A 25,851-nucleotide genomic window follows, 5' to 3' on the forward strand; every position below is an offset into this window, starting at 1 on the left:
TCTTCTGATCGATCATTCGCACGCGTCCGACCAGGCAATTCGCTGGCGTCGTGCGGCCCCTTCGGGAAGACTCCCGGACCATGCCCACACCCCCTCCGACCGGCCCTCTCGTCACCCGGGACAGCATCGCCCGACAGCTGCGCCTGCTGGGTGTCGAGACCGGCGAGACGCTGCTCCTGCACTCCTCGCTCAGTTCCCTCGGCTGGGTGAACGGCGGGGCCGTCGCGGTCGTCCGGGCGGTCCTCGACGCGTTGGGCCCTTCGGGGACGCTGGTCGTCCCCACCCAGACCGGCGACCAGTCCGATCCGGCCCTGTGGAGCGACCCGCCGGTGCCCGAGGAGTGGTGGGACCGCGTCCGCGCCACCATGCCGCCGTACGACCCCCTGATCACCCCCTCGCGCGGGGTCGGGGTGATCCCGGAGACCGTGCGGACCTGGCCCGGCGCCGTGCGCAGCGCGCATCCGCAGACCTCCTTCGCCGCCCTCGGTCCGCTGGCGCGGGACGTCACCGCCGGCCACGCGCCCGACTGCCGGCTCGGCGAGCGCAGCCCGCTGGCCCGCCTGGAGCGGCTGGGCGCCCGGGTGCTGCTGCTCGGCGCGGGCTACGGCGCCTGCACCAGCTTCCACCTGGCCGAGTACCGGATACCCGCGCCCCGCGTCGAGGTCGGCCGGCCCGCCCCCGGCGGAGGCTGGGAGCGGGTCGTCGAGGTCTCCATCACCTCCGACCGCTTCGACGAGCTGGGGCACGACTTCGAGAGGGACCGGCCCGTCCTGCGCGGCCCGGTCGGCGCGGCGGACGCGCGGCTGTTCCCGGTGGCGGACGCGGTGGCCTACGCGGAGCGCTGGCTGCCGCTGCACCGGCCCCGTGAGGAGGAGTTCCCGCACCCCCACGACTGAGCGCCACGGCGTCTCCCTAGACTTTGGACCCATGCGAAGCGAGCCCGTGGTCCAGGTCCAGGCCCTGGTGAAGCGGTACGGCACGAAGACCGCGGTGGACGGCCTCGACCTGGTGGCCGGGGCGGGAGTGACCGCCGTCCTCGGTCCCAACGGGGCGGGGAAGACGACCACGGTCGAGACCTGCGAGGGGTACCGGAAGCCCGATTCCGGCACGGTGCGCGTCCTGGGCCTCGACCCGGTACGGCAGTCCGCGCGGCTGCGGCCCCGCATCGGCGTGATGCTCCAGTCCGGGGGCGTCTACTCCGGTGCCCGGGCCGACGAGATGCTGCGGCACGTGGCGAAGCTGCACGCCCACCCGCTGGACGTGGACGCGCTCATCGATCGGCTGGGACTCGGCTCCTGCGGCCGTACCGGCTACCGCCGGCTGTCCGGCGGCCAGCAGCAGCGCCTCGCGCTCGCCATGGCCGTCGTGGGCCGCCCGGAGCTGGTGTTCCTGGACGAGCCGACGGCCGGCCTCGACCCGCAGGCCCGCCGCGCCACCTGGGACCTGGTGCGGGACCTGCGCGCCGACGGCGTCTCGGTCATCCTCACCACGCACCACATGGACGAGGCGGAGCAGCTCGCCGACGACGTGGCGATCATCGACGGCGGCCGGGTCATCGCCCAGGGCTCGCCCGAGGAACTGTGCAAGGGCGGCGCCGAGAACACCCTGCGCTTCGGCGGCCGGCCGGGCCTCGACGTGGGCTCCCTGCTCAAGGCGCTCCCGGCCGACTGCACGGCCGCGGAGCTGACCCCCGGCTCCTACCGGGTCGTCGGCAAGGTCGATCCGCAGCTGCTGGCCACGGTGACCTCGTGGTGCGCCCAGCACGGCGTGATGCCGGACCGGATCTCGGTGGAGCGGCACACCCTCGAGGACGTCTTCCTGGAGCTGACCGGCAAGGAGCTGCGCTCATGACCACCGCCTCGGGCACCTACACCCCGAAGCCGGGTGCCGCCCCCCTCCCCCGCATGATCGCCGCGCAGGCCGCGCTGGAGACCAGGATGCTGCTGCGCAACGGCGAGCAGCTGCTGCTGACGGTCGTCATCCCGACGCTGCTGCTGGTGCTGTTCAGCTCCGTCGACATCGTCGACACCGGCTCCGGCAAGGCGGTCGACTTCCTCGCGCCCGGCGTCCTGGCCCTCGCGGTGATGTCCACCGCGTTCACCGGCCAGGCGATCGCCACCGGCTTCGAGCGCCGCTACGGGGTGCTGAAGCGGCTCGCCTCCTCCCCGCTGCCCCGCTGGGGCCTGATGACCGCGAAGACGGCGTCCGTGCTGGTCACGGAGGTCCTCCAGGTGATCCTGCTGACGGCGATCGCCTTCGCGCTCGGCTGGTCGCCGCACGGGAACCCGGCCGCCGTCCTGCTCCTGCTGATCGTCGGCACGGCCGCCTTCTCGGGGCTCGGGCTGCTGATGGCCGGCACCCTCAAGGCGGAGGCGACGCTGGCCGCCGCCAACCTCGTCTTCCTGCTGCTGCTCGTCGGCGGCGGGGTGATCGTGCCGCTGGAGAAGTTCGGGCCGGCCGGGCAGCACGTGCTCGGGCTGCTGCCGATCTCCGCCCTCTCGGACGGCCTGCGGGACGTGCTCCAGCACGGCGCCGGGACGCCGTGGGGCGATCTGGGCATCCTCGCGGTGTGGGCGGTGGCCGGACTGGCCGCCGCCGGGAAGTTCTTCCGCTGGGAGTGACCCGGTGCGGGTCCGCCCGGCGGGACTCCGCGACGCGCGTGTGACCGGCCCCTCGTGAACGCGTGCACAAGCGGCGGCCTACGATGGGGGCGTGCCAAAGCTGAACCCGGCCGACGTCCAGGCGGCCCTGCGCAACCCGCTCGCCTTCATCGCCGCACGGTGGACCCCGGCCCCCCGGACCGTCCAGCGGGCGGCCCTCGCCGCGCTCGTGATGTCGGTGGTCATCGTCGTCACCGGCGGCGCCGTACGGCTGACGGGCTCCGGCCTCGGCTGCCCGACCTGGCCCACCTGCACCGAGCACTCGCTGACCACCACCCGGGAGATGGGTTTCCACGGGGTCATCGAGTTCGGCAACCGCATGCTGACGTACGTGCTGTGCGCCGCCGTCGGCTGGGCGATCGTGGCGGCCCGCTCCCGGAAGCCGTGGCGGCGCGGCCTGACCCGGCTGGGCTGGGCCCAGTTCTGGGTGGTCATGGGCAACGCGGTGCTCGGCGGCATCGTGGTGCTGGTCGGTCTCAACCCGTACACGGTGGCCGCGCACTTCCTGCTGTCCTCGGCGCTGATCGCCGTGGCGACGGTGATGTGGCAGCGCACCCGGGAGGGTGACGAGGCGCCGCGTCCGCTGGTCGGCAAGGCCGTGCAGCAGCTGGTGTGGTTCCTGGTGGCCGCCTCCGTGCTGCTCATCGCGGTCGGCACGGTGGTGACCGGGGCCGGTCCGCACGCGGGTGACTCCAGCGAGGTCGACCGGATCCACATCGACTGGGAGAACGTCGCGAAACTGCACGCGGTGCTCGCCTGGATCGTGGTCACGCTGACCTTCGCCCTGTGGTTCGTGCTGAAGGCGGTGGACGCGCCCCGGGGCCCGCTGGCCCGGACCCGGGAGCTGTTCCTGATCCTGCTCGCCCAGGGCGTGATCGGTTACGTGCAGTACTTCACCCACCTTCCCGAGGTGCTGGTGGGCCTGCACATGTTCGGCTCGTGCCTGGTGTGGATCGGCACCCTGCGCGTCCTGCTCTCGCTGCGCGAGCGCCCGCTCGCGGGCCTGGACCTGCCCGGCCCCGCGGCCGAGGCGACGGTCCGCGCGTCCGCCTGACCCACCCCCGCCCGGCTCACCCGTACTCCGTGACCAGCGCGTCGATCGCCGGGCCGAGGTAGGCGCGGGTCAGTCCGGCGCGGCGGGCGAGCCAGGCGTCGCCGGCCGGGGCCGGATCCTCGTAGCGGCGCCGCGCGATGTCCGCGACGACCTCCTCTGGCGCGCCGAGCGCGGAGAGTTCGTCGAGCGCCTCCCGCTTGGAGAGAAGCTTTCCGTCCCGCAGGGTCACGGTGGCCCGGGCGAAGGTCAGCAGCCCCAGGTCGACCCAGACGTCCTGCCGCCACAGCCTGCTCCTGCGCACCGCCGGCCGCCAGAAGTCCCGCTGGTCCCGTACGACGAAGTCGCCGAGCTGCCGGTCCGACACCGGCGGCAGGAGTCCGGCGGGCGCCTCGCCGTGCAGGACCAGTCCGAAGTCGTGCAGCTCCCGGCGGGTGACGGGGGTGACCGGGCGGCGCATCAGGCCGCCGTGCGCCCAGGTCAGGTGCGAGCGGTCCGGGTCGGAGAGGGTGTCCGGGGCGAAGTAGCTGCAGTGGAGCTTCCCGGCGAGCGGTTCCGCGCGCAGCCGCCGGTGCGCCACGGCCACCCGCCAGGCCTGCCGGGGGCCCACGGGCCCGGGCAGTACGGCGATGAGGTCGAGGTCGCTGCGGCCCTCCTGGTAGTCCCCGCCGGCCAGTGAGCCGTGCGCCCACACCGCCAGGGGTGCGAGGGCGGACAGTTCGCGCAGGAAGCGGGCGACGAGCGTGTCGGTGGCCATCGGATCAGTCTGGACAGCGGGCGCCTTCCTGGTACAGGTCTCGTTTCAGCCGGTGCGCCGGGCGGCCGCCGGTACGGCTTCATCCCAGCCCGTACACGCGGCGCGCGTTGTCCGCCGCGATCAGCCGGGCCACCCGCTGCGCGTCCTCCAGGGACCATGCGCCGTCGGCGACCCAGGTGCCGAGGACCCGGCCCAGCGCCTCGCGGAAGAGCCGGGCGCCGACGACGTGCAGCTCGGGCAGGGCGTGGGCGCCGGTCGAGAACAGGATCTTGCCGAAGGGCGCCAGCTCCATGATCTCGGCGAGGACCGTGGCCGCGCGGGCGCCGGTGCGCACGAGCGCCGCGCCCGAGTCGGCGTAGACGTGCGGGAAGACGCCCGCCAGATGGGCGGCGTGACGGTGGTACGGATAGCCGTGCAGCAGGATCAGGTCGGTGCCGAGACCGGCCGTGGCCCGCACGAAGTCGGTGAGCAGCACCGGGTCCGTGCGGTCGATGCGGGAGGCCGGCTCGCCGAGCCCGGCGTGCAGTTGCAGCGGCAGGCCGGAGGCGACGGCGATCCACAGCACGTGCCGGAGGAGTACCGGGTCGGTCAGCGGCCCGCCGACGCGCCGTCCGGCCAGCCAGCGGCCCGCCGCCCCGCGCACCTCCCCGGTCCGGGCGGCTCGGGCGCGAGGGCCAGGCCGTGCCGGAGGCCCGCGACGGAGGTGAAGGCGACGGCGGTCGCGGCGGCGCCGTGGACGGACTCGGCGAGGTTGGCGAGGAAGGCCTCGACGGTGCCGGAGGTGTCGGCGACCTGCTCGGCGAGCAGTTCCAGCCGGACGATCTCGCGGGCGTCGGCGTCGCCGTCGCCGGCCATGTCGGCGGGCCCGGTGAGGTCGCCGGGCAGGCCGGTGTCGACGAGATAGGTGGTGATGCCGCTGCCCCGCAGCAGTCGGCGGCCCGCCTCCAGGACCCCCAGTTCCCGGCGCCGGGCCAGGTAGCGGGCCGGCGGGCAGTGCGGCTCCAGGCCGAGCAGGGGCGGGCACCAGCGCCGTACGGCGAAACCCGTCTGGGTGTCGAAGAGGGTGGTGCCCGGAGCCGGCGGCCCCTCGGTGCGGGCCAGCTGGGCCTCGAAGGTGCCGAGGCCCAGCTCGGTGCGCAGTACGCCGTGGCAGTACTGGTCCACGAGGGACGGCGTCTCGATCATTCCGGCCTCCCCGTGGGCGCTGGCTTCGAGGGGCCTAACGGGGGAACGGGGTGCGAGGTCGCGGCCGAGCCCGGGACTGCGGGTTCTTTGGCGGGTTGAGACCGTATGTGGTTGATCGCACGGTGTCCCGTGCCCGTCCGGTATGCGGCTGCCCGCGGTTTCCCGCGCCCCTCCGGCGCGGGTCGCTCAGCCGCCGACCTGGATGCCGGCCATCCGCTTCCACTCGTACGGACCCGTCCGCACCTTCGCCGCGAACTCGCCGTCGAAGGACTCGTGCACGGTGATGCCGGACTTCTCCACCGCCTGCTCGGCGATGGCGTACGTGGGGGCCACCAGGTCGCCCCAGCCGCCGTCCTCGCCGACGAGGACGATGCGGGCGCCGCGTTCTCCGATGTGGGCCACCTGGCCCTCGGCACCGCCGTGCGCCTTGGAGAAGGCGCTGATCTGCCGGGCGAGCTTCGCCACCTTGCGCTCGGCCTTGGCCTCGGCCTTCGGGTCAACCTGCTGCGTGTCTGCCATGGCCAGGATGCTACCGACGGGTAGATCAAACGGCGACGGGAGGGGTGCGTGGCCTTGACCACGCACCCCTCCCGTCGGGAGAGCAGGTGACGTCAGCGGAGGAAGGGGTCCACCGCGACGGCGACGAAGAGGATCGACACGTAGGTGATCGACCAGTGGAAGAGACGCATCTCCTTCAGCTTGGCGCCGCTCACCTCGGCCTTCGCCCGGTTCTGCAGGCCGTGCGCCTCCCAGAGCCAGAAGCCGCCGGCGGCGAGGGCGACCACCGTGTAGAACCAGCCCGTGTAGCCGAGCGGGGTCAGCAGCAGGGAGACGACGACCATCACCCAGCTGTAGATGACGATCTGCCGCGCGACGACCTTGTTGGAGGCGATGACCGGCAGCATCGGCACGCCCACGCGCGCGTAGTCCTCCTTGACCTTCATGGACAGCGGCCAGTAGTGCGGCGGCGTCCAGAAGAACATGACGAGGAAGAGGATGACCGGCGCCCACGACATGGAGTTCGTGACGGAGGACCAGCCGATCAGCACCGGGAGGCAGCCCGCGATGCCACCCCACACGATGTTCTGCGACGTACGCCGTTTGAGGATCATCGTGTAGACGACGACGTAGAAGAGGAGGGCCCCGAGCGAGAGCCAGGCGCTCAGCCAGTTGACGGTGAATCCGAACAGCAGCGTGGAGACGACCGCGAGGGTGATGCCGAAGACCAGGCACTCGACCGGGCTCACCATGCCGGTGACCAGCGGCCGCTGCGAGGTGCGGTCCATCAGGGCGTCGATGTCCCGGTCGATGTACATGTTGAGCGCGTTGGCGCCGCCGGCCGAGAGGTACCCGCCGACACAGGTCAGCAGGACCAGCGTCAGGTCCGGCACACCCTGCTGCGCCAGGAACATCACCGGAACGGTGGTGATGAGCAGCAGCTCGATGATCCGCGGCTTGGTCAGCGCCACGAACGCCTTGACACGGGCCCCGAACGGCCGATGAGCCGGGCCCTGGCTCGCACCACCGAGCACACCCGATGGACGGGATTCGACGGCCGTCACGCACACCCCTGACAGAGACATCCCAGCAAGCCCCCCCGTGTGAGGTCCCGGTAAAGGCTCGCGCGTACCACGCCACTTTAGACGTTGCCCAGACCCCGGCCTTCGCGGGGGTGGGCTCGTGTTGACAGGGGTCGCTCATCGGCCGCGATCGGGCTCGATTGAGCAGTCAGATGAGCGCCTCCGTATTCATGTGCCGAATGCCTTCCCGGCCAGTCGGGAGGCGGATCGCACGGACTCCCGGCAGTCTGGAAACACTCGAAAAAACGCACGTCCTCACGGGGGTAGGCTCGACAACGGCCGGCGGGCAGAAGCACGCCGGCGGCCGGGTCGCGGGCATGGCCCGAAGACCGGCGACCGACATGTGGAGAGGAGCCCTGACCCAGGGTGAGCACCAAGCCGACCACCACAGACCTTGAGTGGACCGACCTGGACCAGCGGGCCGTGGACACCGCCCGCGTACTGGCCGCCGACGCCGTGCAGAAGGTCGGCAACGGCCATCCCGGTACGGCGATGAGCCTGGCCCCGGCCGCCTACACCCTCTTCCAGAAGGTGATGCGGCACGACCCGGCCGACCCGGAGTGGGTCGGACGCGACCGCTTCGTGCTGTCGGCCGGACACTCCTCCCTGACCCTCTACACGCAGCTCTACCTGGCCGGCTTCGGCCTGGAGCTGGAGGACCTGGAGTCCTTCCGTACCTGGGGTTCGAAGACCCCGGGCCACCCCGAGTACGGGCACACCAGGGGTGTGGAGACCACCACCGGTCCGCTCGGCCAGGGTGTCGCCAACGCGGTGGGCATGGCGATGGCCGCCCGCTACGAGCGCGGCCTGTTCGACCCGGAGGCCCCGCAGGGCGAGTCGCCCTTCGACCACTTCATCTACTGCATCGCCGGAGACGGCTGCCTCCAGGAGGGCATCTCCGCCGAGGCGTCCTCGCTCGCCGGCCACCAGAAGCTCGGCAACCTGGTCCTGCTGTGGGACGACAACCACATCTCGATCGAGGGCGACACCGAGACGGCCGTCTCCGAGGACACCGTCAAGCGGTACGAGGCCTACGGCTGGCACGTGCAGCGCGTCGAGGCCCAGGAGAACGGCGACCTGGACCCGGCGGCGATCTTCGCCGCGATCCAGCGGGCCAAGGCGGTCACCGACCGGCCGTCCTTCATCGCGATGCGCTCCATCATCGCCTGGCCGGCCCCGAACGCCCAGAACACCGAGGCCGCCCACGGCTCCGCGCTGGGTGACGAGGAGGTCGCGGCCACCAAGCGCGTCCTCGGCTTCGACCCGGAGAAGTCCTTCCAGGTCGACGGCGACGTCATCGACCACACCCGCCAGGCGCTGGAGCGGGGCCGGCAGGCCAAGGCGGAGTGGGAGAAGTCCTTCCAGGAATGGCGGGACGCCAACGCCGAGCGCGCCGCCGACTTCGACCGCATCAGCCGGGGCGAGCTGCCCACCGGCTGGGAGGAGAAGCTCCCGGTGTTCGAGCCGGGCAAGGCCGTCGCCACCCGCGCCGCCTCCGGCAAGGTGCTGCAGGCGCTCGGCGCGGTCGTCCCCGAGCTGTGGGGCGGCTCCGCCGACCTCGCCGGGTCGAACAACACGACGATCGACAAGGACAGCTCCTTCCTCCCCGCGGGGAACCCGCTGCCCGAGGCCAACCCGTACGGCCGAACGATCCACTTCGGCATCCGCGAGCACTCGATGGGCGCGGAGCTGAACGGCATCACGCTGCACGGCAACACCCGCGTCTACGGCGGCACCTTCCTCGTCTTCTCCGACTACATGCGCAACGCCGTGCGCCTGTCGGCCCTGATGCATCTGCCGGTGACGTACGTGTGGACGCACGACTCCATCGGTCTCGGCGAGGACGGCCCCACGCACCAGCCCGTCGAGCACCTCGCCTCGCTGCGCGCCATTCCGGGCCTGAACGTGGTCCGCCCGGCCGACGCCAACGAGACCGCGATCGCGTGGCGCGAGATCCTCAAGCGCTACACCAAGGAGTTCGGCAAGGGCCAGCCGCACGGCCTCGCGCTCACCCGCCAGGGTGTGCCGGCCTACGAGCCCAACGAGGACGCGGTCAAGGGCGGCTACGTGCTGTTCGAGGCCGAGGGCGGCGACCCCGAGGTCATCCTGATCGCCACCGGTTCCGAGGTGCACGTGGCCGTCGAGGCGCGTGAGCGGCTCCAGGCCGACGGCGTGCCCACCCGGGTCGTGTCCATGCCGTGCGTGGAGTGGTTCGAGCAGCAGGACCAGGGGTACCGGGACTCCGTGCTGCCGCCGTCCGTCAAGGCCCGAGTCGCCGTGGAGGCGGGCATCGGGCTGACCTGGCACAAGTACGTGGGGGACGCCGGCCGCATCGTTTCCCTGGAGCACTTCGGTGCGTCCGCGGACGGCAAGGTGCTCTTCCGCGAGTTCGGCTTCACTGCCGAGAACGTGGCCGCCAAGGCCCGGGAATCCATCACCGCCGCACAGCGCTGACGCTCATATCGACACGTAGGAGATGTAATTCCATGACAGACGCACTCAAGCGCCTCTCCGAGGAAGGCGTCGCGATCTGGCTGGACGACCTGTCGCGCAAGCGGATCACGTCCGGCAACCTCGCCGAGCTGATCGACCAGCAGCACGTCGTGGGCGTCACCACCAACCCGACGATCTTCCAGAAGGCGATCTCCCAGGGCGACGGCTACGACCAGCAGGTCTCGGACCTCGCCGCCCGCAAGGTCACCGTGGAAGAGGCCATCCGCATGATCACCACGGCGGACGTCCGCGACGCCGCCGACATCCTGCGCCCCGTCTTCGACGCCACCGGCGGCAAGGACGGCCGGGTCTCCATCGAGGTCGACCCGCGCCTCGCGCACAACGAGAAGGCGACCGTCGCCGAGGCCAAGCAGCTCGCCTGGCTCGTCGACCGCCCGAACACCCTGATCAAGATCCCGGCCACCCGGGCGGGCCTGCCGGCGATCGCGTCGACGATCGGCCACGGCATCAGCGTCAACGTCACCCTGATCTTCTCCCTGGAGCGGTACCGGGCCGTCATGGACGCCTACCTCTCCGGTCTGGAGAAGGCCAAGGAGCGGGGCCTCGACCTCTCCCTGATCCACTCCGTGGCGTCCTTCTTCGTGTCCCGCGTGGACACCGAGATCGACAAGCGCCTGGACGCCCTCGGCACCGACGAGGCCAAGGCGCTGCGCGGCAAGGCCGCCGTCGCCAACGCGCGTCTCGCCTACCAGGCGTACGAGGAGGTCTTCTCCTCCGACCGCTGGCAGGCGCTGGAGAAGGCGGGCGCCAACAAGCAGCGTCCGTTGTGGGCGTCGACCGGCGTCAAGGACCCGGCCTACCCCGACACCATGTACGTCACCGAGCTGGTCGCGCCGAACACGGTCAACACCATGCCGGAGGCCACCCTGGAGGCCACCGAGGACCACGGCGAGATCACCGGCGACACCGTCTCCGGCACGTACGAGCAGGCTCGCGCCGACCTCGACGCGCTGGAGAACCTGGGCATCTCGTACGACGACGTGGTCCAGGTGCTGGAGGACGAGGGCGTCGAGAAGTTCGAGGCGTCCTGGAACGACCTGCTGAAGTCCACCCAGGCGGAGCTCGAGCGCCTCGCCCCCACGGAGGGCTGACTTGTCACCCGTTTCCGGTTCCGGAGCGAACCCGCTTCGTGACCCGGCCGACCGACGGCTCCCGCGTATCGCGGGGCCGTCGGGTCTGGTCATCTTCGGCGTCACGGGCGACCTGTCCCGTAAGAAGCTGATGCCCGCGGTGTACGACCTCGCCAACCGGGGGCTGCTGCCGCCGGGCTTCTCCCTGGTGGGCTTCGCCCGCCGCGACTGGGAGCACGAGGACTTCGCCGAGGTCGTCCACGACGCGGTCAAGGAGCACTCGCGCACCCCGTTCCGCGAGGAGGTCTGGCAGCAGCTCATCCAGGGGATGCGCTTCGTCCAGGGCACCTTCGACGACGACGAGGCGTTCGAGCGGCTGCGGGCCACCATCGAGGAGCTGGACAAGGCCCAGGGCACGGGCGGCAACTTCGCCTTCTACCTGTCGGTGCCGCCCCGCTCCTTCCCGGTGGTCATCCAGCAGCTCAAGAAGCACGGTCTCGCCGACCAGTCCGGCGGATCCTGGCGGCGCGCGGTCATCGAGAAGCCGTTCGGCCACGACCTGAAGTCGGCCGAGGAGCTGAACAAGGTCGTGCACGAGGTGTTCGAGCCGGAACAGGTGTTCCGGATCGACCACTACCTCGGCAAGGAGACCGTCCAGAACATACTGGCGCTGCGCTTCGCCAACACGATGTTCGAGCCGATCTGGAACCGGTCCTTCGTGGACCACGTGCAGATCACCATGGCCGAGGACATCGGCATCGGCGGGCGGGCCGGCTACTACGACGGCATCGGCGCCGCCCGTGACGTCATCCAGAACCACCTGCTCCAGCTCATGGCCCTGACGGCCATGGAGGAGCCCGCCTCCTTCGGCGCGGACGCACTGGCCGCCGAGAAGGAGAAAGTGCTCGGCGCCGTACGGCTGCCGAAGGACCTGGGCAGGTCGACCGTGCGCGGTCAGTACGCGGCCGGCTGGCAGGGCGGCGAGAAGGTCATCGGCTACCTCGAAGAGGAGGGCATCGACCCGAAGTCGAAGACCGACACGTTCGCCGCGATCAAGCTGGAGATCGACAACCGCCGCTGGGCGGGCGTCCCCTTCTATCTGCGCACCGGCAAGCGGCTCGGCCGCCGGGTGACGGAGATCGCGGTGGTCTTCCAGCGGGCCCCGCACTCCCCCTTCGACCACACGGCGACGGAGGAGCTGGGCCAGAACGCGATCGTGATCCGCGTCCAGCCGGACGAGGGCATCACGGTCCGCTTCGGCTCCAAGGTGCCGGGCACCTCGATGGAGATCCGGGACGTCTCCATGGACTTCGCCTACGGCGAGTCCTTCACCGAATCCAGCCCCGAGGCGTACGAGCGCCTGATCCTGGACGTGCTGCTGGGCGACGCCAACCTCTTCCCGCGCACGGAGGAGGTCGAGCTGTCCTGGAAGATCCTCGACCCGATCGAGGAGTACTGGGACAAGCACGGCAGGCCCGCGCAGTACCCGTCGGGCACCTGGGGTCCCGTGGAGGCGGACGAGATGCTCGCACGAGACGGACGGAGCTGGCGCCGGCCATGAAGATAGATCTGACCGACACCACCGCCGGCGAGATCAACAAGGCGCTCGTCCAGGGCCGCCGCGCCATCGGCACCCCCGCCGTCGGCATGGTCCTGACCCTCGTCATCGTCACCGACGAGGAGAACGCCTACGACGCCCTGAAGGCCGCCAACGACGCGTCGCGCGAGCACCCCTCGCGCACGCTGGTGGTCGTCAAGCGGGTCTCCCGCACCCCGCGCGACCGCACCTCCTCCCGCCTCGACGCCGAGGTGCGGGTGGGTGCGGACGCGGGCACCGGCGAGACGGTCGTGCTCCGGCTGTACGGCGAGGTCGTCGCCCACGCCGACTCGGTCGTCCTGCCGCTGCTGCTGCCGGACGCGCCGGTCGTCGTGTGGTGGCCGGTGAACGCCCCGGTGGACCCGGCGAAGGACCCGCTGGGCGCGCTCGCCCAGCGCCGGGTCACCGACACCTACGCCGCCGAGCAGCCGGTGCGGGAGCTGTCCGCCCGTGCCGCGGCCTACACGCCCGGCGACACCGACCTGTCCTGGACCCGGATCACCCCGTGGCGCTCCATGCTCGCGGCGGCCCTGGACCAGGTCACCTGCGAGGTGCGGGCGGTCGAGGTGGAGGGCGAGGAGTTCAACCCGAGCTGCGAGCTGCTCGCGATGTGGCTCGCCGACCGGCTGGACGTGCCGGTGAAGCGGTCGCTGTCGGACGGTCCGGGCCTCACCGCGGTCCGGATGGAGACGACCAGCGGTCCGATCGCCCTGGACCGTGCGGACGGCTCGCTGGCCACGCTGACCATCGAGGGCCAGCCGGCCCGAGCGGTGGCGCTGAAGCGGCGGGACACCGCCGAGCTGATCGCGGAGGAGCTGCGCCGGCTGGACCCGGACGACACCTACGCGTCGGCGCTGCGCTACGGCGTGGAGCGCCTCGGCACCGTCCCCGGGCAGTCCGCGGAGCGGTCCGCCGACTCGGCCGGCTCCGGTGACGAGGCGGTCGCGGAGCAGCGGCCGGTCGAGGAGGCCGCGAAGGCTCCGGCGAAGAAGGCCGCGGCCAAGACCGCGAAGAAGGCACCCGCGAGGAAGGCGGCGGCGAAGTGAGCACTCCGCAGCTGGTCGTCCACCACGACAAGGAACTGATGGCGCAGGCCGCCGCGGCCCGCCTGATCACGAAGATCGTGGACGCGCAGGCCTCCCGGGGCGCCGCGTCCGTGGTCCTCACGGGCGGCCGCAACGGCAACGGCCTGCTGGCTGCGCTGGCTGCGGCGCCCGCCCGCGACGCCATCGACTGGGGCCGGCTGGACCTGTGGTGGGGCGACGAGCGCTTCCTCCCCGAGGGCGACCCCGAGCGCAATGTCACGCAGGCCCGTGAGGCGCTGCTGGACTCGGTGCCGCTGGATCCGGAGCGCGTGCACGCGATGCCCGCCTCCGACGGTCCGTACGGCGCGGACGTCGAGGCGGCGGCGGAGGCCTACGCGGCGGAGCTGGCGAAGGCGGCCGGGCCGCAGGACCACGGGCCGGTGCCGGCCTTCGACGTGCTGATGCTGGGCGTCGGTCCGGACACCCATGTGGCCTCGCTCTTCCCGGAGTTGCCGGCCGTGCGGGAGACCGAGCGGACGGTGGTCGGGGTGCACGGCGCGCCCAAGCCGCCGCCCACCCGGATCACCCTGACCCTTCCGGCGATCCGGTCGGCCCGCGAGGTGTGGCTGCTCGCGGCCGGCGAGGACAAGGCGGAGGCGGCGGCCATCGCGCTGTCGGGAGCGGGCGAGATCCAGGCGCCGGCGGCGGGGGCGTACGGCCGTTCGCGCACGCTGTGGCTGCTGGACGCGGCCGCGGCCTCGCAGTTGCCGCGGTCGCTGTATCCGCCGGCTTCACCATGAGCCGGTGAACCGGTGATGCGCTGAATCTCCGGAGAACGAGGGCGGCAGGGAACGACTCCCTGCCGCCCTCGTCGTTGTCGTGCGCTGACTCCCCCTCAGCGAGTACTCAGCGAGTCCTTCACTCTCTCCACGAAACATTCATACAACACTCAACTTGTGTGTAAGCTCCTGAGCGCATCGATCGCACCACTGAGGGGGGACCTCATGCGCATACGCTTCGCCCTGGCCGCCACCGCCGCCGCCGGAACGCTCGCCGTCGTCATCGCCGCTCCGGCCCAGGCCACCGAGTACTCCTCGGCCCTGAAGATCAAGGGTGTCCAGTACGACGCCCCGGGGCGGGACTCGAACAACTGCACCACGGGCAACAGCAAGAGCGAGTACCTGACGATCAGGAACTACTCGCGCACGGCGAAGGTGAACCTCAAGGGCTACGTCGTCAAGGACGCCACCGGCAACAGGTTCACCTTCCGCTCGAACCACTACCTCGAGCCCGGCGACTACGTGAAGCTGCGCGGCGGCCACGGCACCGACTCGGACGCCAAGAACGTCGTCTACCGCCAGAACTGCAACTTCATGTGGAACAACGACAAGGACACCATCTACCTGTCCAAGCCGTCCGGCGCCCACGCGGACACCCACGCCTACAGCAAGTCGAAGGACGACCGCGACGGCAACGGCTACATCTCCTTCCACTGACAGAACGTCATCCGGGGAGAGTGACCGTGCACAGGTACAAGAACGCGAGCCGGCGCGTGCGGACGTGGGCGGTGGGCGTGGCCCTGCTGGCCGCGGGTGCGGCCGGCTGCGGATCCGCGGACGACGGCGCGGCCAAGGCGTCCACGCCGGCGCCCCGCCCCACCGTGACCGTCACCGCGACGGCCACGGTGACCACTTCGCCCGAGCCCGGGCCGACGGTCACGAAGACGAAGACCGTCAGGAAGCCCGGACCCACCGTCACCGTCACCAGGGCCGCCGCCGGCACGGTGCGCAGTGACACCAGCGGCACCGGTTCCGGCTCCACCCACACCGGCACCTGCTCGATCGTCTCCAACGCGGGCAACTGCTACTCGGCGGGCCAGTTCTGCCGCAACAGCGACCACGGGGCGACGACCACCACCGCGAGCGGCAGCCGCATCAGATGCGCCTACAGCTCCAACGCGTGGCGCTGGACGTACGCGTGAGCCCGGCGGGCCCGGTCACTTGACCGAGCCCGCCATCACGCCCTGGACGAAGTGCCGCTGGAAGGCGAAGAAGACCACCACCGGCACGATCAGGGACAGGAAGGCGCCCGGCGCCAGGACGTCGATGTTGCTGCCGAACTGGCGGATCTGGGACTGGAGCTGCACGGTCAGCGGCTGGGCGGAGCTGTCGGCGAAGAGCAGGGCGACCAGCATGTCGTTCCAGACCCACAGGAACTGGAAGATGGCCAGCGAGGCGATGGCCGGGCGGCCCACCGGCAGGACGAGCCGGGTGAAGATGCGCCACTCGCTGCCGCCGTCCATCCGTGCCGCCTCCAGCATCTCCTTCGGCATCTCGGCGAAGTAGTTGCGCAGCAGGAACACCGCGAACGGCAGCCCGTACGCCACGTGGAAGAGGACCACTCCGGGGATCGTGCCGAACAGGCCCAGTTGGCCGAAGAGTTTGGCCACCGGCAGCAGACCGATCTGCACCGGCACCACCAGCAGGGCCACCACCAGCAGGAAGAGGGGCTCCCGGAACGGGAAGTCCAGCCAGGCGAAGGCGTATCCGGCGAGTGCCGCGATGACGACGACCAGGGTGGTCGCCGGCACCGATATCAGCACGGTGTTCCAGAACGCCTGGGTCATGCCGGAGTTCTTCAGCAGCGCCGAGTAGTTGTCGAAGGACAGCTGCCCGGGACTCGCGAGCGCGGTCCACCAGCCGCCCTTCGCCGTGTCCTGTGCCGAGCGCAGGGAGGACAGGAACAGCCCCGCGAGCGGGGTCAGCCAGACGAGGCCGATCACCACCAGGAAGGCCTGCACCAGTCCGTTGCCCAGGCCCCGCCTGATCGCGTTCATCGCTGACTCCTTCGGAAGCGGCGGACGTTGAACACCATCGCGGGAACCACCAGGAGCAGCAGGAGCACGCCGAGGGCACTGCCGAGGCCCTGGTTGTTGCCGCCGCCGAAGGACACGAGCCACATCTGGGTGGCGAGGACGGTGGCGTCCTCCTGCACCGGTCCGGGGGCGATGATGTAGACGAGGTCGAAGACCTTCATCACGTTGATCACGAGGGTCACGAAGACCACGGTGAGCACGGGGGCGAGCAGGGGAACGGTGATCCGGCGGAAGATCTGCCACTCGTTCGCGCCGTCCATCCGGGCGGCCTCCAGCGCGTCGCGCGGCAGCGTGGCGAGTCCCGCGCCGATCAGCACCATCGCGAAGCCCGTCCAGATCCACAGGTACGCGCCGATGATGGCGGGGGTGACGAGGGTCGGGCCGAGCCAGGAGACACCCTGGTAGGGCGCGGCGAAGTTGGCCGCCGGCAGCCTCACGGTGTACGAGCCGCCGGCCAGACCGGGGAAGCGGAAGGAGCCGTCGGCTGCGCTCGTCGTGCTCGCGACCGGGTGGCCGTCGCGCAGCGCCTCGACCTTCATGCCGGGCAGGCCGCTCTCCCGGGCGTCGACCTTGCCCTGCCTGCCGCTTCCGCCGGGGGTGAAGTCGAGATAGACGACACCGCGCACCTCCTTGGCGGAGACCGCGTGCGAGGCCGCGGTCCGCGCGGGTTCGGTGCCGGCGGGCAGGTCCTTGGGCAGCACCCCGACCATGGGGATCGCCACCGACTCGCCGGGCGAGACGCCCGCGCGGGTCAGCCAGGAGCCGTCGCGGCCCTGGTCCAGCAGGCCCACCCGGCCTCGGGCCGTGGGATACGTCGATGTGCCCGTGAAGGCGTCGTGGACGGAGACGACGGCCGCGTTGAGCACACCTTTGTCCGGGTCCTCGTCGTAGGCGAGCCGGAAGATGATGCCGGCGGCCAGGAAGGACACCGCCATCGGCATGAACAGCAGCAGTTTGAAGGCGGTGGCCCAGCGGACCTTCTCCACCAGGACGGCCAGGATCAGGCCGAGCCCGGTGAGCAGTGCCGGGGCCACCACCACCCAGATGGTGGTGTTGCGGATGGCCTTCAGCGTGGCCGGGTCGCGGAACATCTCCGCGTAGTTGCCGCCGCCGACGAACCGGGTTCCGGAGGCGTCGAAGAAGCTGCGGCCGACGGAGAACAGCACCGGGTAGACGACGAGCGCGCCGAGCAGGAGCAGCGCGGGGAACACGAAGAGCAGGGCGATCAGCCGGGCGCGCCGCCGGCTGCGGCGCCCGCGCGCCGCGCCGGCGGCCCGCGGGCCCGCCTGCTCCTTGACGAGTGTGGCGGTCATGATGCTGCCGTTCAGTCCTGGTAGGCCTTGGCCGCCGCGGCTTCGAGCTTCGCCGCGGTCGCCTTCGGGTCGGAGGGGTCGCGCAGGAAGTCCTGGAGCAGCTTCCACTCGCCGGTGCCCTTGGTGCCGCCGAAGGCCGCCGGGGCCTGGTCGGACATGTCGAAGCGGACCGTGTCGCCCGCGTCGACGAGGGACTTGGCGGTGGCGCGGGTGACGTCGTCGCCGTATTGGGCGAGGTCGAGCTTCTTGTTCGGGGAGAGGAAGCCGCCGGCCTTCGCCCACACGGCCGCCGCCTCCGGGGTGGCGAGGTACTCCAGGAGCTTCATGCCGGCCTTGGCGTTCTTGGCGTCCTTCAGGACGACCGCCGCGTCACCGCCGCTGACGACGGGTGCCGTGCCGCCGCCGACCGCGGGGAAGGGGAAGAAGTTCGCGTCCTTGCCGATGGCCTTGCCGAACTGGTCGTGGGCGACACCGGCGACGAAGTCGCCCTCGTAGACCATGCCGGCCTCGGCCTTGGGCCCGAAGACCTTCTCCACCGAGCCCGGGAAGTCGGTGTTGAGGGCCTCCTTCTGGCCGCCCGCGATCAGCTGCTTGTCCTTGAACAGCTTGCCGAGGGTGGTGAGCGCCTCGACGACCGAGGGGTCGCTCCACTTCAGCTTGTGGGCGGCGAGGGCGTCGTACTTCTCGGGGCCGGCCTGGGAGAGGTAGATGTTCTCGAACCAGTCGGTGAGGGTCCAGCCGTCCTGTCCGGCGACGGCGAAGGCGGCGAGACCGGAGTCGGACACGGTGTGGCCGGCCTTGAGCAGCTCGTCGTACGACTTCGGCGGCTTGACCCCGGCCTGGGTGAACGCCTCGGGGCTGTACCAGACCGTGGACTTGTGGGCGGCCTTGAAGTAGAGGCCGTAGAGGGTGCCGTCGACGCTGCCGTACTTCTTCCACACCGGCGCGTAGTCCGCGCTGATCGTCTTCTGCGCGGCCGGCGACAGCGGCTTCAGCCAGCCCTTCTTCGCGAACTGCTGGAGCACGCCGACCTGCGGGACCATGACGACGTCGGGCGCGTTGCCGCCCTCGATCTTGCTGCCGACGACGGTGGAGACGTTGTCGCCGGTGGACACGAACTGGGTCTTGGCACCGGTCTTCTCGGTGAACGCGTCCAGGACCTTCTGGAAGTTCTTCTGCTCGCTGCCGGACCAGACGCCGGCGACGGTGACGGTCTGGCCGTCAAGGGCCTTGTCACCCCCGCCCGCGGAGACCGGGCCGCCGCCGCAGGCGGTGGCGCCGAGGGCGAGGACGAGGGCGGTGCAGCCGGTGAGCAGAGTCGTACGACGTCGCATCATCGTTGATGTCCCTTCGGGGGAATGGGCGTTGACGGGTGGGTTCAGAGGTCGTTCAGCCACCAGGCGGCCGTGGAGCCGGGCAGGACGCCGGGCGGGCAGGGCTCGCTGGAGAGCAGGGGGGTGCCGGAGACCGGCGCGGGCGTGGGGGCCGTACCGAAGTTGACGGCGCAGACCAGGCCGTCGCCGCGGACGAAGCCGAGGACGCCGGGCGGGGTGTCGAGCCAGCGCAGCGTGCCCTCGCCCAGTTGCGGCAGGGAGTGCCGCAGCTGGAGTCCGTCGCGGTACAGGTGCCAGAAGGAGCGGGTGTCGGCGAGGGCGCGGTCGGTGGCGTACTCGGCGAAGTACTCGGGCTGCGGCAGCCAGGGTTTGGCGCCTTCGGCTCCGGAGGTGAAGCCGAACGGGGAGGCCTGCCCGGACCAGGGCAGCGGCACCCGGCAGCCGTCGCGGATGCGGGCGCGGCTGCCGGTGCGGTGGAAGATCGGGTCGGTGAGCACGTCGTCCGGCAGGTCGACGACCTCGGGCAGGCCCAGCTCCTCGCCCTGGTAGATGTACGCGGCGCCGGGCAGCGCGAGCATCAGCAGGGCGGCGGCGCGGGCCCGGGCGGGGCCGAGGCCGCTGCCCTCGGTGGCGGGCTCGCCGTAGCGGGTGACGGTGCGGACCTGGTCGTGGTTGTTGAGCACCCAGGTGACGGTCGAGCCGGTGCCCGCGATGTCCTGCATGGCCTCGGAGATGACCTTGCGGAAGGAGTCGGGGTCCCAGGGGGCGCCGAGCAGGTCGAAGAAGAAGGCCTGGTGGAGTTCGTCGGGGCGGACGTAGAGCGCGTGTTCGCGGGCGGTGGGGACGGAGACCTCGCCGACGAGGAGGCGTTCGCGGCCGTCGCGCTCGCGGTACTCCTCGCAGACGGCCCGCCAGGCACGCCACACCTCGTGCACCTCGGGCTGGTTCCAGGCGAGCGGGTTGACGGAGTCGCGGGTGCGGGCGTCGGCCTCCGGGTCGTCCGAGTCGGGCAGCGCGGGGTGCTTGTACAGGCCGGCGGCGACGTCGATGCGGAAGCCGTCCACGCCCCGCTCCAGCCAGAACCGCAGGACGCGGTCGAACTCGGCGGGGACCTGGGGGTCGCGCCAGTTCCAGTCGGGCTGCTCGGGCGTGAACATGTGCAGGTACCACTGGCCGGGGCGGCCGTCGGGCTCCGTCACCCGGGTCCAGGCGGGGCCGCCGAACATCGCGTGCCAGTTGTTGGGCGGTTCGCCGCCGTCGGGGCCGCGGCCGTCGGCGAAGTGGAAGCGGGCGCGGGCCGGGCTGCCGGGCCCGCTCGCCAGCGCCTCGCGGAACCACGGGTGCTCGCTGGAGCAGTGGTTGGGGACGATGTCGAGGAGCACCTTGACGCCGAGGCGCCGGGCGTCCGCCATCAGCAGGTCGAACTCGGCGAGGTCGCCGAAGAGCGGGTCGACCCCGCAGTAGTCGGCCACGTCGTAGCCGTGGTCGTGCTGGGGCGAGGGGTAGAACGGGCTCAGCCAGATGCCGTCGACGCCGAGCTTCTTCAGGTACGGCAGCCCGGCCCGGACGCCGGCCAGATCGCCGATGCCGTCGCCGGTGCTGTCCAGGAAGCTGCGGACGTAGACCTGGTAGATCACCGCGTCGCGCCACCAGTGGTACTTACTCAACATGCATGCATGTTAGGTAGGCGTGTCGCGAAGGTGTCAATGAAAAGAACGGAAGCTACTGGAGAGTTGACCCGTCAAAGACGGACGTAAGGGGGCAGCCCGAACCCAGATGAGATCTCCGCGTTACCTAACAAGTAACTAGCGACTGGAGATGGCAGCCAGCTCGTGCGCCAGCCGGCGCACCGCCGCCTCGGGCGTCTCGCGCCCGGTGAGCGCGTCCTGCACGACCGCCTGGACCGCCAGGCTGACCTGGTCGTAGTGGGCGCTCTTGGGACGCGGCTCGGCGTGTATCACCGCGGTGCGCAGGGTCGGCAGATAAGGGAACTGCCGGATGAGCGCGGGGTCCTGGTACAGCGCGGCGCGTACGGGGGGCAGCGCGCCCCGGGTGAGCACCTGGCGCTGGACGGGCGCGCTGGTGAGGTAGGAGATCAGCCGTGCGGCGGAGTCGGGATGCCGGGCGTGGCTGTTGACGGCGAGGTTGGAGCCGCCGAGGACGCTCTTCCCCGGCCCGTCGGGTCCCGGCAGCGGTACGGCGCCGATCCTCCCGGCGACCTTGGACCCCCGGGCGGAGGCGACGGCGTACGCGTAGGGCCAGTTGCGCAGGAAGAGCAGCTTTCCGTCCTGGAAGGCCTGCTTGGACTCCTCCTCCTTGTACGTCAGCGCCTGCCTCGGGATCCAGCCCTCGCGGATGCCGCGCGCGAGGAAGCCGATGCCCTCGCGGGCCGCCGCCGAGTCGACGGTGACGCGCTTGCCCTCGGCGCCGAGGATCGTGCCGCCCGCCGAGTACACGGCCTCGGCCGCGTTCACGGTGAGGCCCTCGTAGGGCAGGAACTGGCCCGCGTAGCCGCCGAGTCCGTGTTTCGGCGCGATGGTCTTCGCGTCCTGCTCCAGCTCGGCCCAGGTACGCGGCGGGGGTACTCCCTCCTCGGCCAGGACGTCCTTGCGGTACAGCAGCAGCCCGGCGTTGGTGACGTACGGAACGGCGTACAGGTGTCCGTCGTAGGTCGCCGTGCGCACGACCGGGTCGAGGAAGCTCTTCAGCGGGAAGCGGCCGCGTTCCAGCGGGCGGATCCAGCCGGCCGCCGCGAACTCGGAGGTCCAGTTGACGTCGATGTTCAGGACGTCGAAGCGGCCCCGGTCGCCGCCGCGCAGGTCGGTCGTCATCTGGGCGTGGGTCTCGTCGGCGGAGTCCGGCAGCTCGACGAGCGTGACCTTCTCGCCGGGGTGGGTGCGGTTCCAGCCCGCCAGCAGGGGGCCCAGATAGTTGGTGAGATCACCCGCGGTGGCCAGGGTCAGCGGTCCGCGCCCGGTGGCGCTCCCCTGTTCCGCGCGGGCGCCGGAGGCGACGTAACCGGTCATGACCACGGCGAGAACGAGCAGGCCCCTACCGGCGGCGCGTATCCACCGCATAGGTTCCTCCCTGTACACCGGCGCCGCGAGCACCCTCGCCCGTGGGGTCAGAGGCCATGTATACCTGTTAGGTATGGGCGATACTAGGGCCTGGAGCACATTGAGCAGACAGGAGGACAGCACGAGTGCGCCTGCCCCTCCTGGCTCTCCTCGCCCGTGGTCCGGCCCATGGCTACGAGCTCAAACAGGACCTTGAGCAACTGCTGGGCTCCGCGTACCCTCAGCCGAACGTCGGCCAGATCTACGTCACCCTCGGCCGCCTCGAGAAGACGGGGCTGATCGAGGGCGAGGACGTCGAGCAGTCCAGCCGGCCCAACAAGAAGGTCTACCACCTCACCGACGCCGGGCGGGAGGCGCTGCACGCCTGGTTCGAGGAGACCGAGGACGAGCCGCGGGTGCGGGACGAGTTCTTCATGAAGCTCGCCCTCGCCCCGCAGACCGGTCTCGCCGACCAGATCGCCCTCATCAACCGGCAGCGGCGCCAGTACCTCAACACCATGCGTGACCTGTCGAAACTCGCCGCGGCCGAGAACCGGGACAACCGAATCGCCCACCTGCTGATCGAGGGCGCCATGCTGCATCTGCAGGCCGACCTCGACTGGCTGGAGCGGTGCCAGGAGGAACTGGAGGAGCTGGAATGAGCGACGGCTCTGCCGCTCCCCTGCTGCGCGCCGAGGGGCTGGTCAAGACCCACCACGGCGAGGGCGCGCCCGCGCGTGCCGTACGCGGGGTGGACCTGTGCGTCGAGCGGGGCGAGTTCGTGGCGATCACCGGCCCGTCCGGCGCCGGGAAGTCGACGCTGCTGCACCTGCTGGGCGGGCTGCAGCGGCCGGACGAGGGCAGCATCTGGCTCGACGGGCGGTGCACGGACTCGTTCGGCGAGGCCCGCTGGGCGGTGGAGCGCCGCCGGGCCATCGGGATCGTCTTCCAGTTCTTCAATCTCGTGTCGAACCTGTCCGTCGCCGACAACGTGGAGCTGCCCGCGCTGCTGGCCGGCGTCCCGCCGAAGAAGGCCCGCGCCGAGCGCGAAACCCTCCTCGCGGAGCTGGGCCTCGCGGGCAAGGAGCGCAGCATGCCCGGCGAGCTCTCCGGTGGCGAACAGCAGCGGGTCGCGCTCGCGCGGGCGCTGGTCAACCACCCGCCGCTGCTGCTCGCCGACGAACCCGCCGGCAGCCTCGACAGCAAGGGCACCCGCGAGGTGATGCGGCTGCTGTCCCACTTCCACGGACGCGGGCAGAGCATCGTCCTCGTCACCCACGACGCCCGGCTCGCCAGCGCCGCGGACCGGGTGATCAGCTTCTTCGACGGCCGGATAGCCGACGACGCCGCCCTGGACGCCACGCCGTCCCGGCGCCGCGGCATCTCCGGTGTGCTGGAGCTGAGGGACTGATGGCGCGGCTGACGGCTCGGCGGACGGCGCCGCCGGCGACCCGGCCGGGAGGGCCGCCGACCGACCGCGCGACCGGCCGTACGAGCGGCCTTGCGACCGCTTCCCGTGGGGCGAGGGGCTGAGGCGCGTGCGGGCCACCCTGCGCTGGGCGCACTCGGATCTGCGCACGCACCGCGGCGAGGCGCTGTTCCTCGTGCTCGCCACCGCCGGCATCGTCGCCTCCCTGCTGCTGGCCACCGCCCTGTTCGGCTACGCCACCAATCCCTGGCAGCGGATCTTCACCCAGGCCCGCGGCGCGCACGTGTGGCTGCACACCGCTCCCTCGGCGGACGCCCGCAAGCTGTCCCGGCTGGACGGCGTCGAGTCCGTCGCCGGTCCCTACCGCACCGAGGCCGCCACCGTCTCCTCCCGCGGCACCCGTGCCTCCGTGGAACTGCGCGGCACGCCCGCACTGCCCTCGATCGGCCGCCCGCTGGTCACCACCGGGCGCTGGCTGGACCCGGCCGAACCGGACGGGGTGGTGCTGGAGACCGGGCTCGCCCGGGCCCTGCTGGCCGAGCCCGGGGACACGCTGACGCTGCCCGGCACCGCCCGCACCCTCACCGTGGAGGGCGTCGCCGACAGCGCCGAACCGCACTACAGCCCGGGTGAGCAGCCGGGTCTGGTGTGGGCGCTGCCGTCCGCCGTACGCGCACCCGCGGGCCGGGTGATCGGCCTGCGGCTCGACGATCCGGCCGACACGGACTACGCCGTGCAGCGTGCCGTGACCGTGCTGGGCGCCGGCGCGGTCGGCGAGGTGTCCACCTGGCAGCAGGCACGCGCCGAGGCCCAGGGCGACGACCGGCTGCTCGGCCAGGTCCTCGGCCTCTTCGGTCTGGGCGCGCTGATCGCCGCGGGGCTCGCGGTGCACGGCGCGATCGCCACCCGCATCCGCGGGCACCTGCGGGACCTGTCGGTGCTCAAGGCGATCGGCTTCACACCCGGCCAGGTGGTGCGGATCTTCCTCCTCCAGCATCTCGCGTACGCCCTGCTCGGCGCCGTGGGCGCGGTCGCGCTCACCGAGGCACTGGGCCGCCGGGTGCCCGGACGGCTCGGTGACGCGGTGGGGGTGTGGCAGGGGCTGCCCGGACACACCCTGGCGCTGTTCGTGGTGCCGGTGGGCGCGGTGCTGTTCATCGGCCTGACCACCGGGCTCGCGGCCTGGCGGGCGGGGCGGGTGCCGCCCGTGCCGGTGCCGCGCAGGTCCGCGCCGGCGGGCGGGCGGCTGACCCCTCTGGCCCGGCGGGCGCTCGGGCTGCGGTTGCCGGCCGCGCTGGTCCTCGGCTGCCACAAGGCGTTCGCGGGGCGCGGCCGGTCCCTGGCGACCGTGGCCCGGCTGACCCTCCCGCTGCTGCTGATCGTGGTGGCGCTGAGCGCGTGGACCACGATCGACCGGTTCCACAGCAGTCCCGGGCGGGTGGGGCTGCCGACCACGCTCACCGTCCGCTCCGACGGCGACGACGGCACGGCGGACGTGCAGGCCGGCCTGACCCGCGACCACCGGGTCGCCGCCGCCTACCCGGGCGTCGAGGTGGCCGCGCTGGTCCCCGGCCAGACCGGGACGATCGCCCTGCGCGGCATCGGCACCCACGCGGAGCCCTACCCCTGCGCGCTCGCCGAGGGCCGCGCCGCGCGCGGACCGGACGAGGCGGTGGCCGGCCAGGGCCTGCTGGACCTGCTGCACGCGCGGGTCGGCGACTGGGTGCGGATGACGGTGGGCGACCGCCCGCAGATCCTGCACATCGTGGGCCGCAGCCTCGAACCGCAGAACGCCGGCCGGGTGGTGACCACCACCCTGGACACCCTCCGCGAGAACGATCCCGAGGTGTCCCCCGCCTTCTACGAGCTGCGCCTGCGCGCCGGGGCCGATCCGATGCGGGTGGCCGCCGCGCTCACCGAGGCCGGCCAGGGCCATCTGGACGTGCATCCCGTGACGAACCCCGCCGACGGGCTGTCGCCGCTGCGCGCGGTCGTCGCCGGGCTGATCGCCGTGCTGGCCCTCATCGGACTCGTGGAGCTGCTCACCGCGATCGGCGGCAGCGTCCGCGAGGGCGAGCGGGACGTGCTGGCACTGCGGGCGATCGGCATGTCGCCCCGGCAGATCACCGCGATCACCGTCACGGCGACGAGCTGTACGGCCCTGGCGGCGGCCGTCGCCGCCACGGCCCTGGGGCTGCCGCTGGCCCGCAGGCTGATCGACGCCCAGGGCGACTCCAGCGGCATCGGGGCCGGGATCGCCCAGTCCCCCTCGCCCGGGCTGCTGTTCCTGGTGCTCCTGGCCGCGGTGCTGGGGGCGGCGGGCCTGGCCGCGCTGCCGGCCGCGCGCGCGGCCCGGCGGCGCCTCGCGGACACGCTCAGCGCGGTCTCCTGAGACCGGCTCGGCA

At 71.8% G+C, this 25,851-nt stretch carries 22 protein-coding genes and 1 pseudogene; 14 read left to right on the forward strand and 9 right to left on the reverse strand.

The window, feature by feature from the left end:
- The first annotated feature begins 80 nt into the window (after positions 1-80).
- The 4 genes from N8I86_RS10695 (at position 81) to N8I86_RS10710 (ending at position 3,714) form a co-directional block, all read left to right on the forward strand.
- A complete protein-coding gene (locus N8I86_RS10695; RefSeq protein WP_073892552.1) occupies positions 81-896 on the forward strand; it encodes an AAC(3) family N-acetyltransferase in 816 nt (271 codons plus the stop codon).
- A gap of 31 nt (positions 897-927) precedes the next feature.
- Positions 928-1,851, forward strand: coding sequence for an ABC transporter ATP-binding protein (locus tag N8I86_RS10700; protein WP_073892554.1), 924 nt, complete (start codon positions 928-930; stop codon positions 1,849-1,851).
- Positions 1,848-2,621 (forward strand): ABC transporter permease, encoded by a 774-nt coding sequence (locus N8I86_RS10705; protein WP_123438283.1) that lies wholly within the window; start codon positions 1,848-1,850, stop codon positions 2,619-2,621. Before N8I86_RS10700 ends, N8I86_RS10705 begins: the two co-directional genes overlap by 4 nt.
- Positions 2,622-2,712: 91 nt before the next feature.
- Positions 2,713-3,714 carry a COX15/CtaA family protein gene (locus N8I86_RS10710; protein ID WP_263277653.1) on the forward strand — a complete coding sequence of 334 codons (1,002 nt, stop codon included), beginning with the start codon at positions 2,713-2,715 and terminating at the stop codon, positions 3,712-3,714.
- A 16-nt stretch (positions 3,715-3,730) separates the two neighbouring features.
- On the opposite strand, the gene N8I86_RS10715 is transcribed toward N8I86_RS10710, so the two are convergent.
- From N8I86_RS10715 to N8I86_RS10730, 4 genes and pseudogenes are all read right to left on the reverse strand, one after another.
- Positions 3,731-4,468: a nucleotidyltransferase domain-containing protein gene (locus tag N8I86_RS10715; RefSeq protein WP_263277654.1), complete on the reverse strand. Its 738-nt coding sequence runs from the start codon at positions 4,466-4,468 to the stop codon at positions 3,731-3,733.
- Between the two features lie 79 nt (positions 4,469-4,547).
- Positions 4,548-5,653 (reverse strand): annotated as a pseudogene (locus tag N8I86_RS10720) (amidohydrolase family protein).
- A 186-nt stretch (positions 5,654-5,839) separates the two neighbouring features.
- Positions 5,840-6,172, reverse strand: a complete 333-nt coding sequence (locus N8I86_RS10725; RefSeq protein ID WP_073892565.1) for a hypothetical protein — start codon at positions 6,170-6,172, stop codon at positions 5,840-5,842.
- Between the two features lie 92 nt (positions 6,173-6,264).
- Positions 6,265-7,221, reverse strand: a complete 957-nt coding sequence (locus N8I86_RS10730; protein WP_073892568.1) for a heme o synthase — start codon at positions 7,219-7,221, stop codon at positions 6,265-6,267.
- 378 nt (positions 7,222-7,599) lie between these two features.
- Between N8I86_RS10730 and tkt the strand changes: the two genes are divergently transcribed.
- From tkt to N8I86_RS10765, 7 genes are all read left to right on the forward strand, one after another.
- Complete coding sequence (gene tkt, locus N8I86_RS10735) at positions 7,600-9,687, forward strand: transketolase (RefSeq protein ID WP_073892574.1); 2,088 nt, start codon at positions 7,600-7,602, stop codon at positions 9,685-9,687.
- 32 nt (positions 9,688-9,719) lie between these two features.
- Positions 9,720-10,838 (forward strand): transaldolase, encoded by a 1,119-nt coding sequence (gene tal, locus N8I86_RS10740; RefSeq protein ID WP_073892576.1) that lies wholly within the window; start codon positions 9,720-9,722, stop codon positions 10,836-10,838.
- A 1-nt stretch (position 10,839) separates the two neighbouring features.
- Entirely contained in the window at positions 10,840-12,378 is a 1,539-nt protein-coding gene (zwf, locus tag N8I86_RS10745) for a glucose-6-phosphate dehydrogenase (protein WP_123438281.1), read from the forward strand.
- A complete protein-coding gene (gene opcA / locus N8I86_RS10750; RefSeq protein ID WP_073892581.1) occupies positions 12,375-13,460 on the forward strand; it encodes a glucose-6-phosphate dehydrogenase assembly protein OpcA in 1,086 nt (361 codons plus the stop codon). The genes zwf and opcA overlap by 4 nt, the downstream gene beginning before the upstream one ends.
- On the forward strand, positions 13,457-14,239 hold the full coding sequence (pgl, locus tag N8I86_RS10755; RefSeq protein ID WP_073892584.1) for a 6-phosphogluconolactonase: 783 nt from the start codon (positions 13,457-13,459) through the stop codon (positions 14,237-14,239). The genes opcA and pgl overlap by 4 nt, the downstream gene beginning before the upstream one ends.
- 204 nt (positions 14,240-14,443) lie before the next feature.
- A complete protein-coding gene (locus tag N8I86_RS10760) occupies positions 14,444-14,935 on the forward strand; it encodes a lamin tail domain-containing protein (protein WP_123438278.1) in 492 nt (163 codons plus the stop codon).
- Between the two features lie 26 nt (positions 14,936-14,961).
- The gene (locus tag N8I86_RS10765) at positions 14,962-15,420 is read left to right on the forward strand and encodes a hypothetical protein (RefSeq protein ID WP_263277655.1); all 459 of its coding nucleotides are present in this window, start codon (positions 14,962-14,964) and stop codon (positions 15,418-15,420) included.
- 15 nt (positions 15,421-15,435) lie between these two features.
- Here N8I86_RS10765 and N8I86_RS10770 read toward each other — a convergent pair whose 3' ends face one another.
- The 5 genes from N8I86_RS10770 to N8I86_RS10790 all read right to left on the reverse strand — a co-directional run bounded on the left by N8I86_RS10770 (position 15,436) and on the right by N8I86_RS10790 (position 22,038).
- Positions 15,436-16,275, reverse strand: coding sequence for a carbohydrate ABC transporter permease (locus N8I86_RS10770; RefSeq protein ID WP_073892590.1), 840 nt, complete (start codon positions 16,273-16,275; stop codon positions 15,436-15,438).
- Positions 16,272-17,627, reverse strand: coding sequence for an ABC transporter permease (locus N8I86_RS10775; protein WP_263277656.1), 1,356 nt, complete (start codon positions 17,625-17,627; stop codon positions 16,272-16,274). The genes N8I86_RS10770 and N8I86_RS10775 overlap by 4 nt, the downstream gene beginning before the upstream one ends.
- Positions 17,628-17,638: 11 nt before the next feature.
- Positions 17,639-18,964 carry an ABC transporter substrate-binding protein gene (locus tag N8I86_RS10780; RefSeq protein ID WP_073892594.1) on the reverse strand — a complete coding sequence of 442 codons (1,326 nt, stop codon included), beginning with the start codon at positions 18,962-18,964 and terminating at the stop codon, positions 17,639-17,641.
- A 41-nt stretch (positions 18,965-19,005) separates the two neighbouring features.
- Complete coding sequence (locus N8I86_RS10785; protein WP_198960384.1) at positions 19,006-20,631, reverse strand: glycoside hydrolase family 13 protein; 1,626 nt, start codon at positions 20,629-20,631, stop codon at positions 19,006-19,008.
- 135 nt (positions 20,632-20,766) lie between these two features.
- Entirely contained in the window at positions 20,767-22,038 is a 1,272-nt protein-coding gene (locus tag N8I86_RS10790) for an ABC transporter substrate-binding protein (RefSeq protein WP_263277657.1), read from the reverse strand.
- A 125-nt stretch (positions 22,039-22,163) separates the two neighbouring features.
- On the opposite strand from N8I86_RS10790, the gene N8I86_RS10795 reads away from it, so the two are divergent.
- The 3 genes from N8I86_RS10795 to N8I86_RS10805 all read left to right on the forward strand — a co-directional run bounded on the left by N8I86_RS10795 (position 22,164) and on the right by N8I86_RS10805 (position 25,838).
- Positions 22,164-22,679, forward strand: a complete 516-nt coding sequence (locus tag N8I86_RS10795; RefSeq protein ID WP_073892599.1) for a PadR family transcriptional regulator — start codon at positions 22,164-22,166, stop codon at positions 22,677-22,679.
- Positions 22,676-23,428 (forward strand): ABC transporter ATP-binding protein, encoded by a 753-nt coding sequence (locus N8I86_RS10800; RefSeq protein WP_073892601.1) that lies wholly within the window; start codon positions 22,676-22,678, stop codon positions 23,426-23,428. The genes N8I86_RS10795 and N8I86_RS10800 overlap by 4 nt, the downstream gene beginning before the upstream one ends.
- A 127-nt stretch (positions 23,429-23,555) precedes the next feature.
- Entirely contained in the window at positions 23,556-25,838 is a 2,283-nt protein-coding gene (locus N8I86_RS10805) for an ABC transporter permease (protein ID WP_263277658.1), read from the forward strand.
- The last annotated feature ends 13 nt before the right edge of the window (positions 25,839-25,851 follow it).

This window comes from Streptomyces albidicamelliae (assembly GCF_025642175.1).
GTDB classification, from domain to species: Bacteria; Actinomycetota; Actinomycetes; order Streptomycetales; family Streptomycetaceae; genus Streptomyces; species Streptomyces albidocamelliae.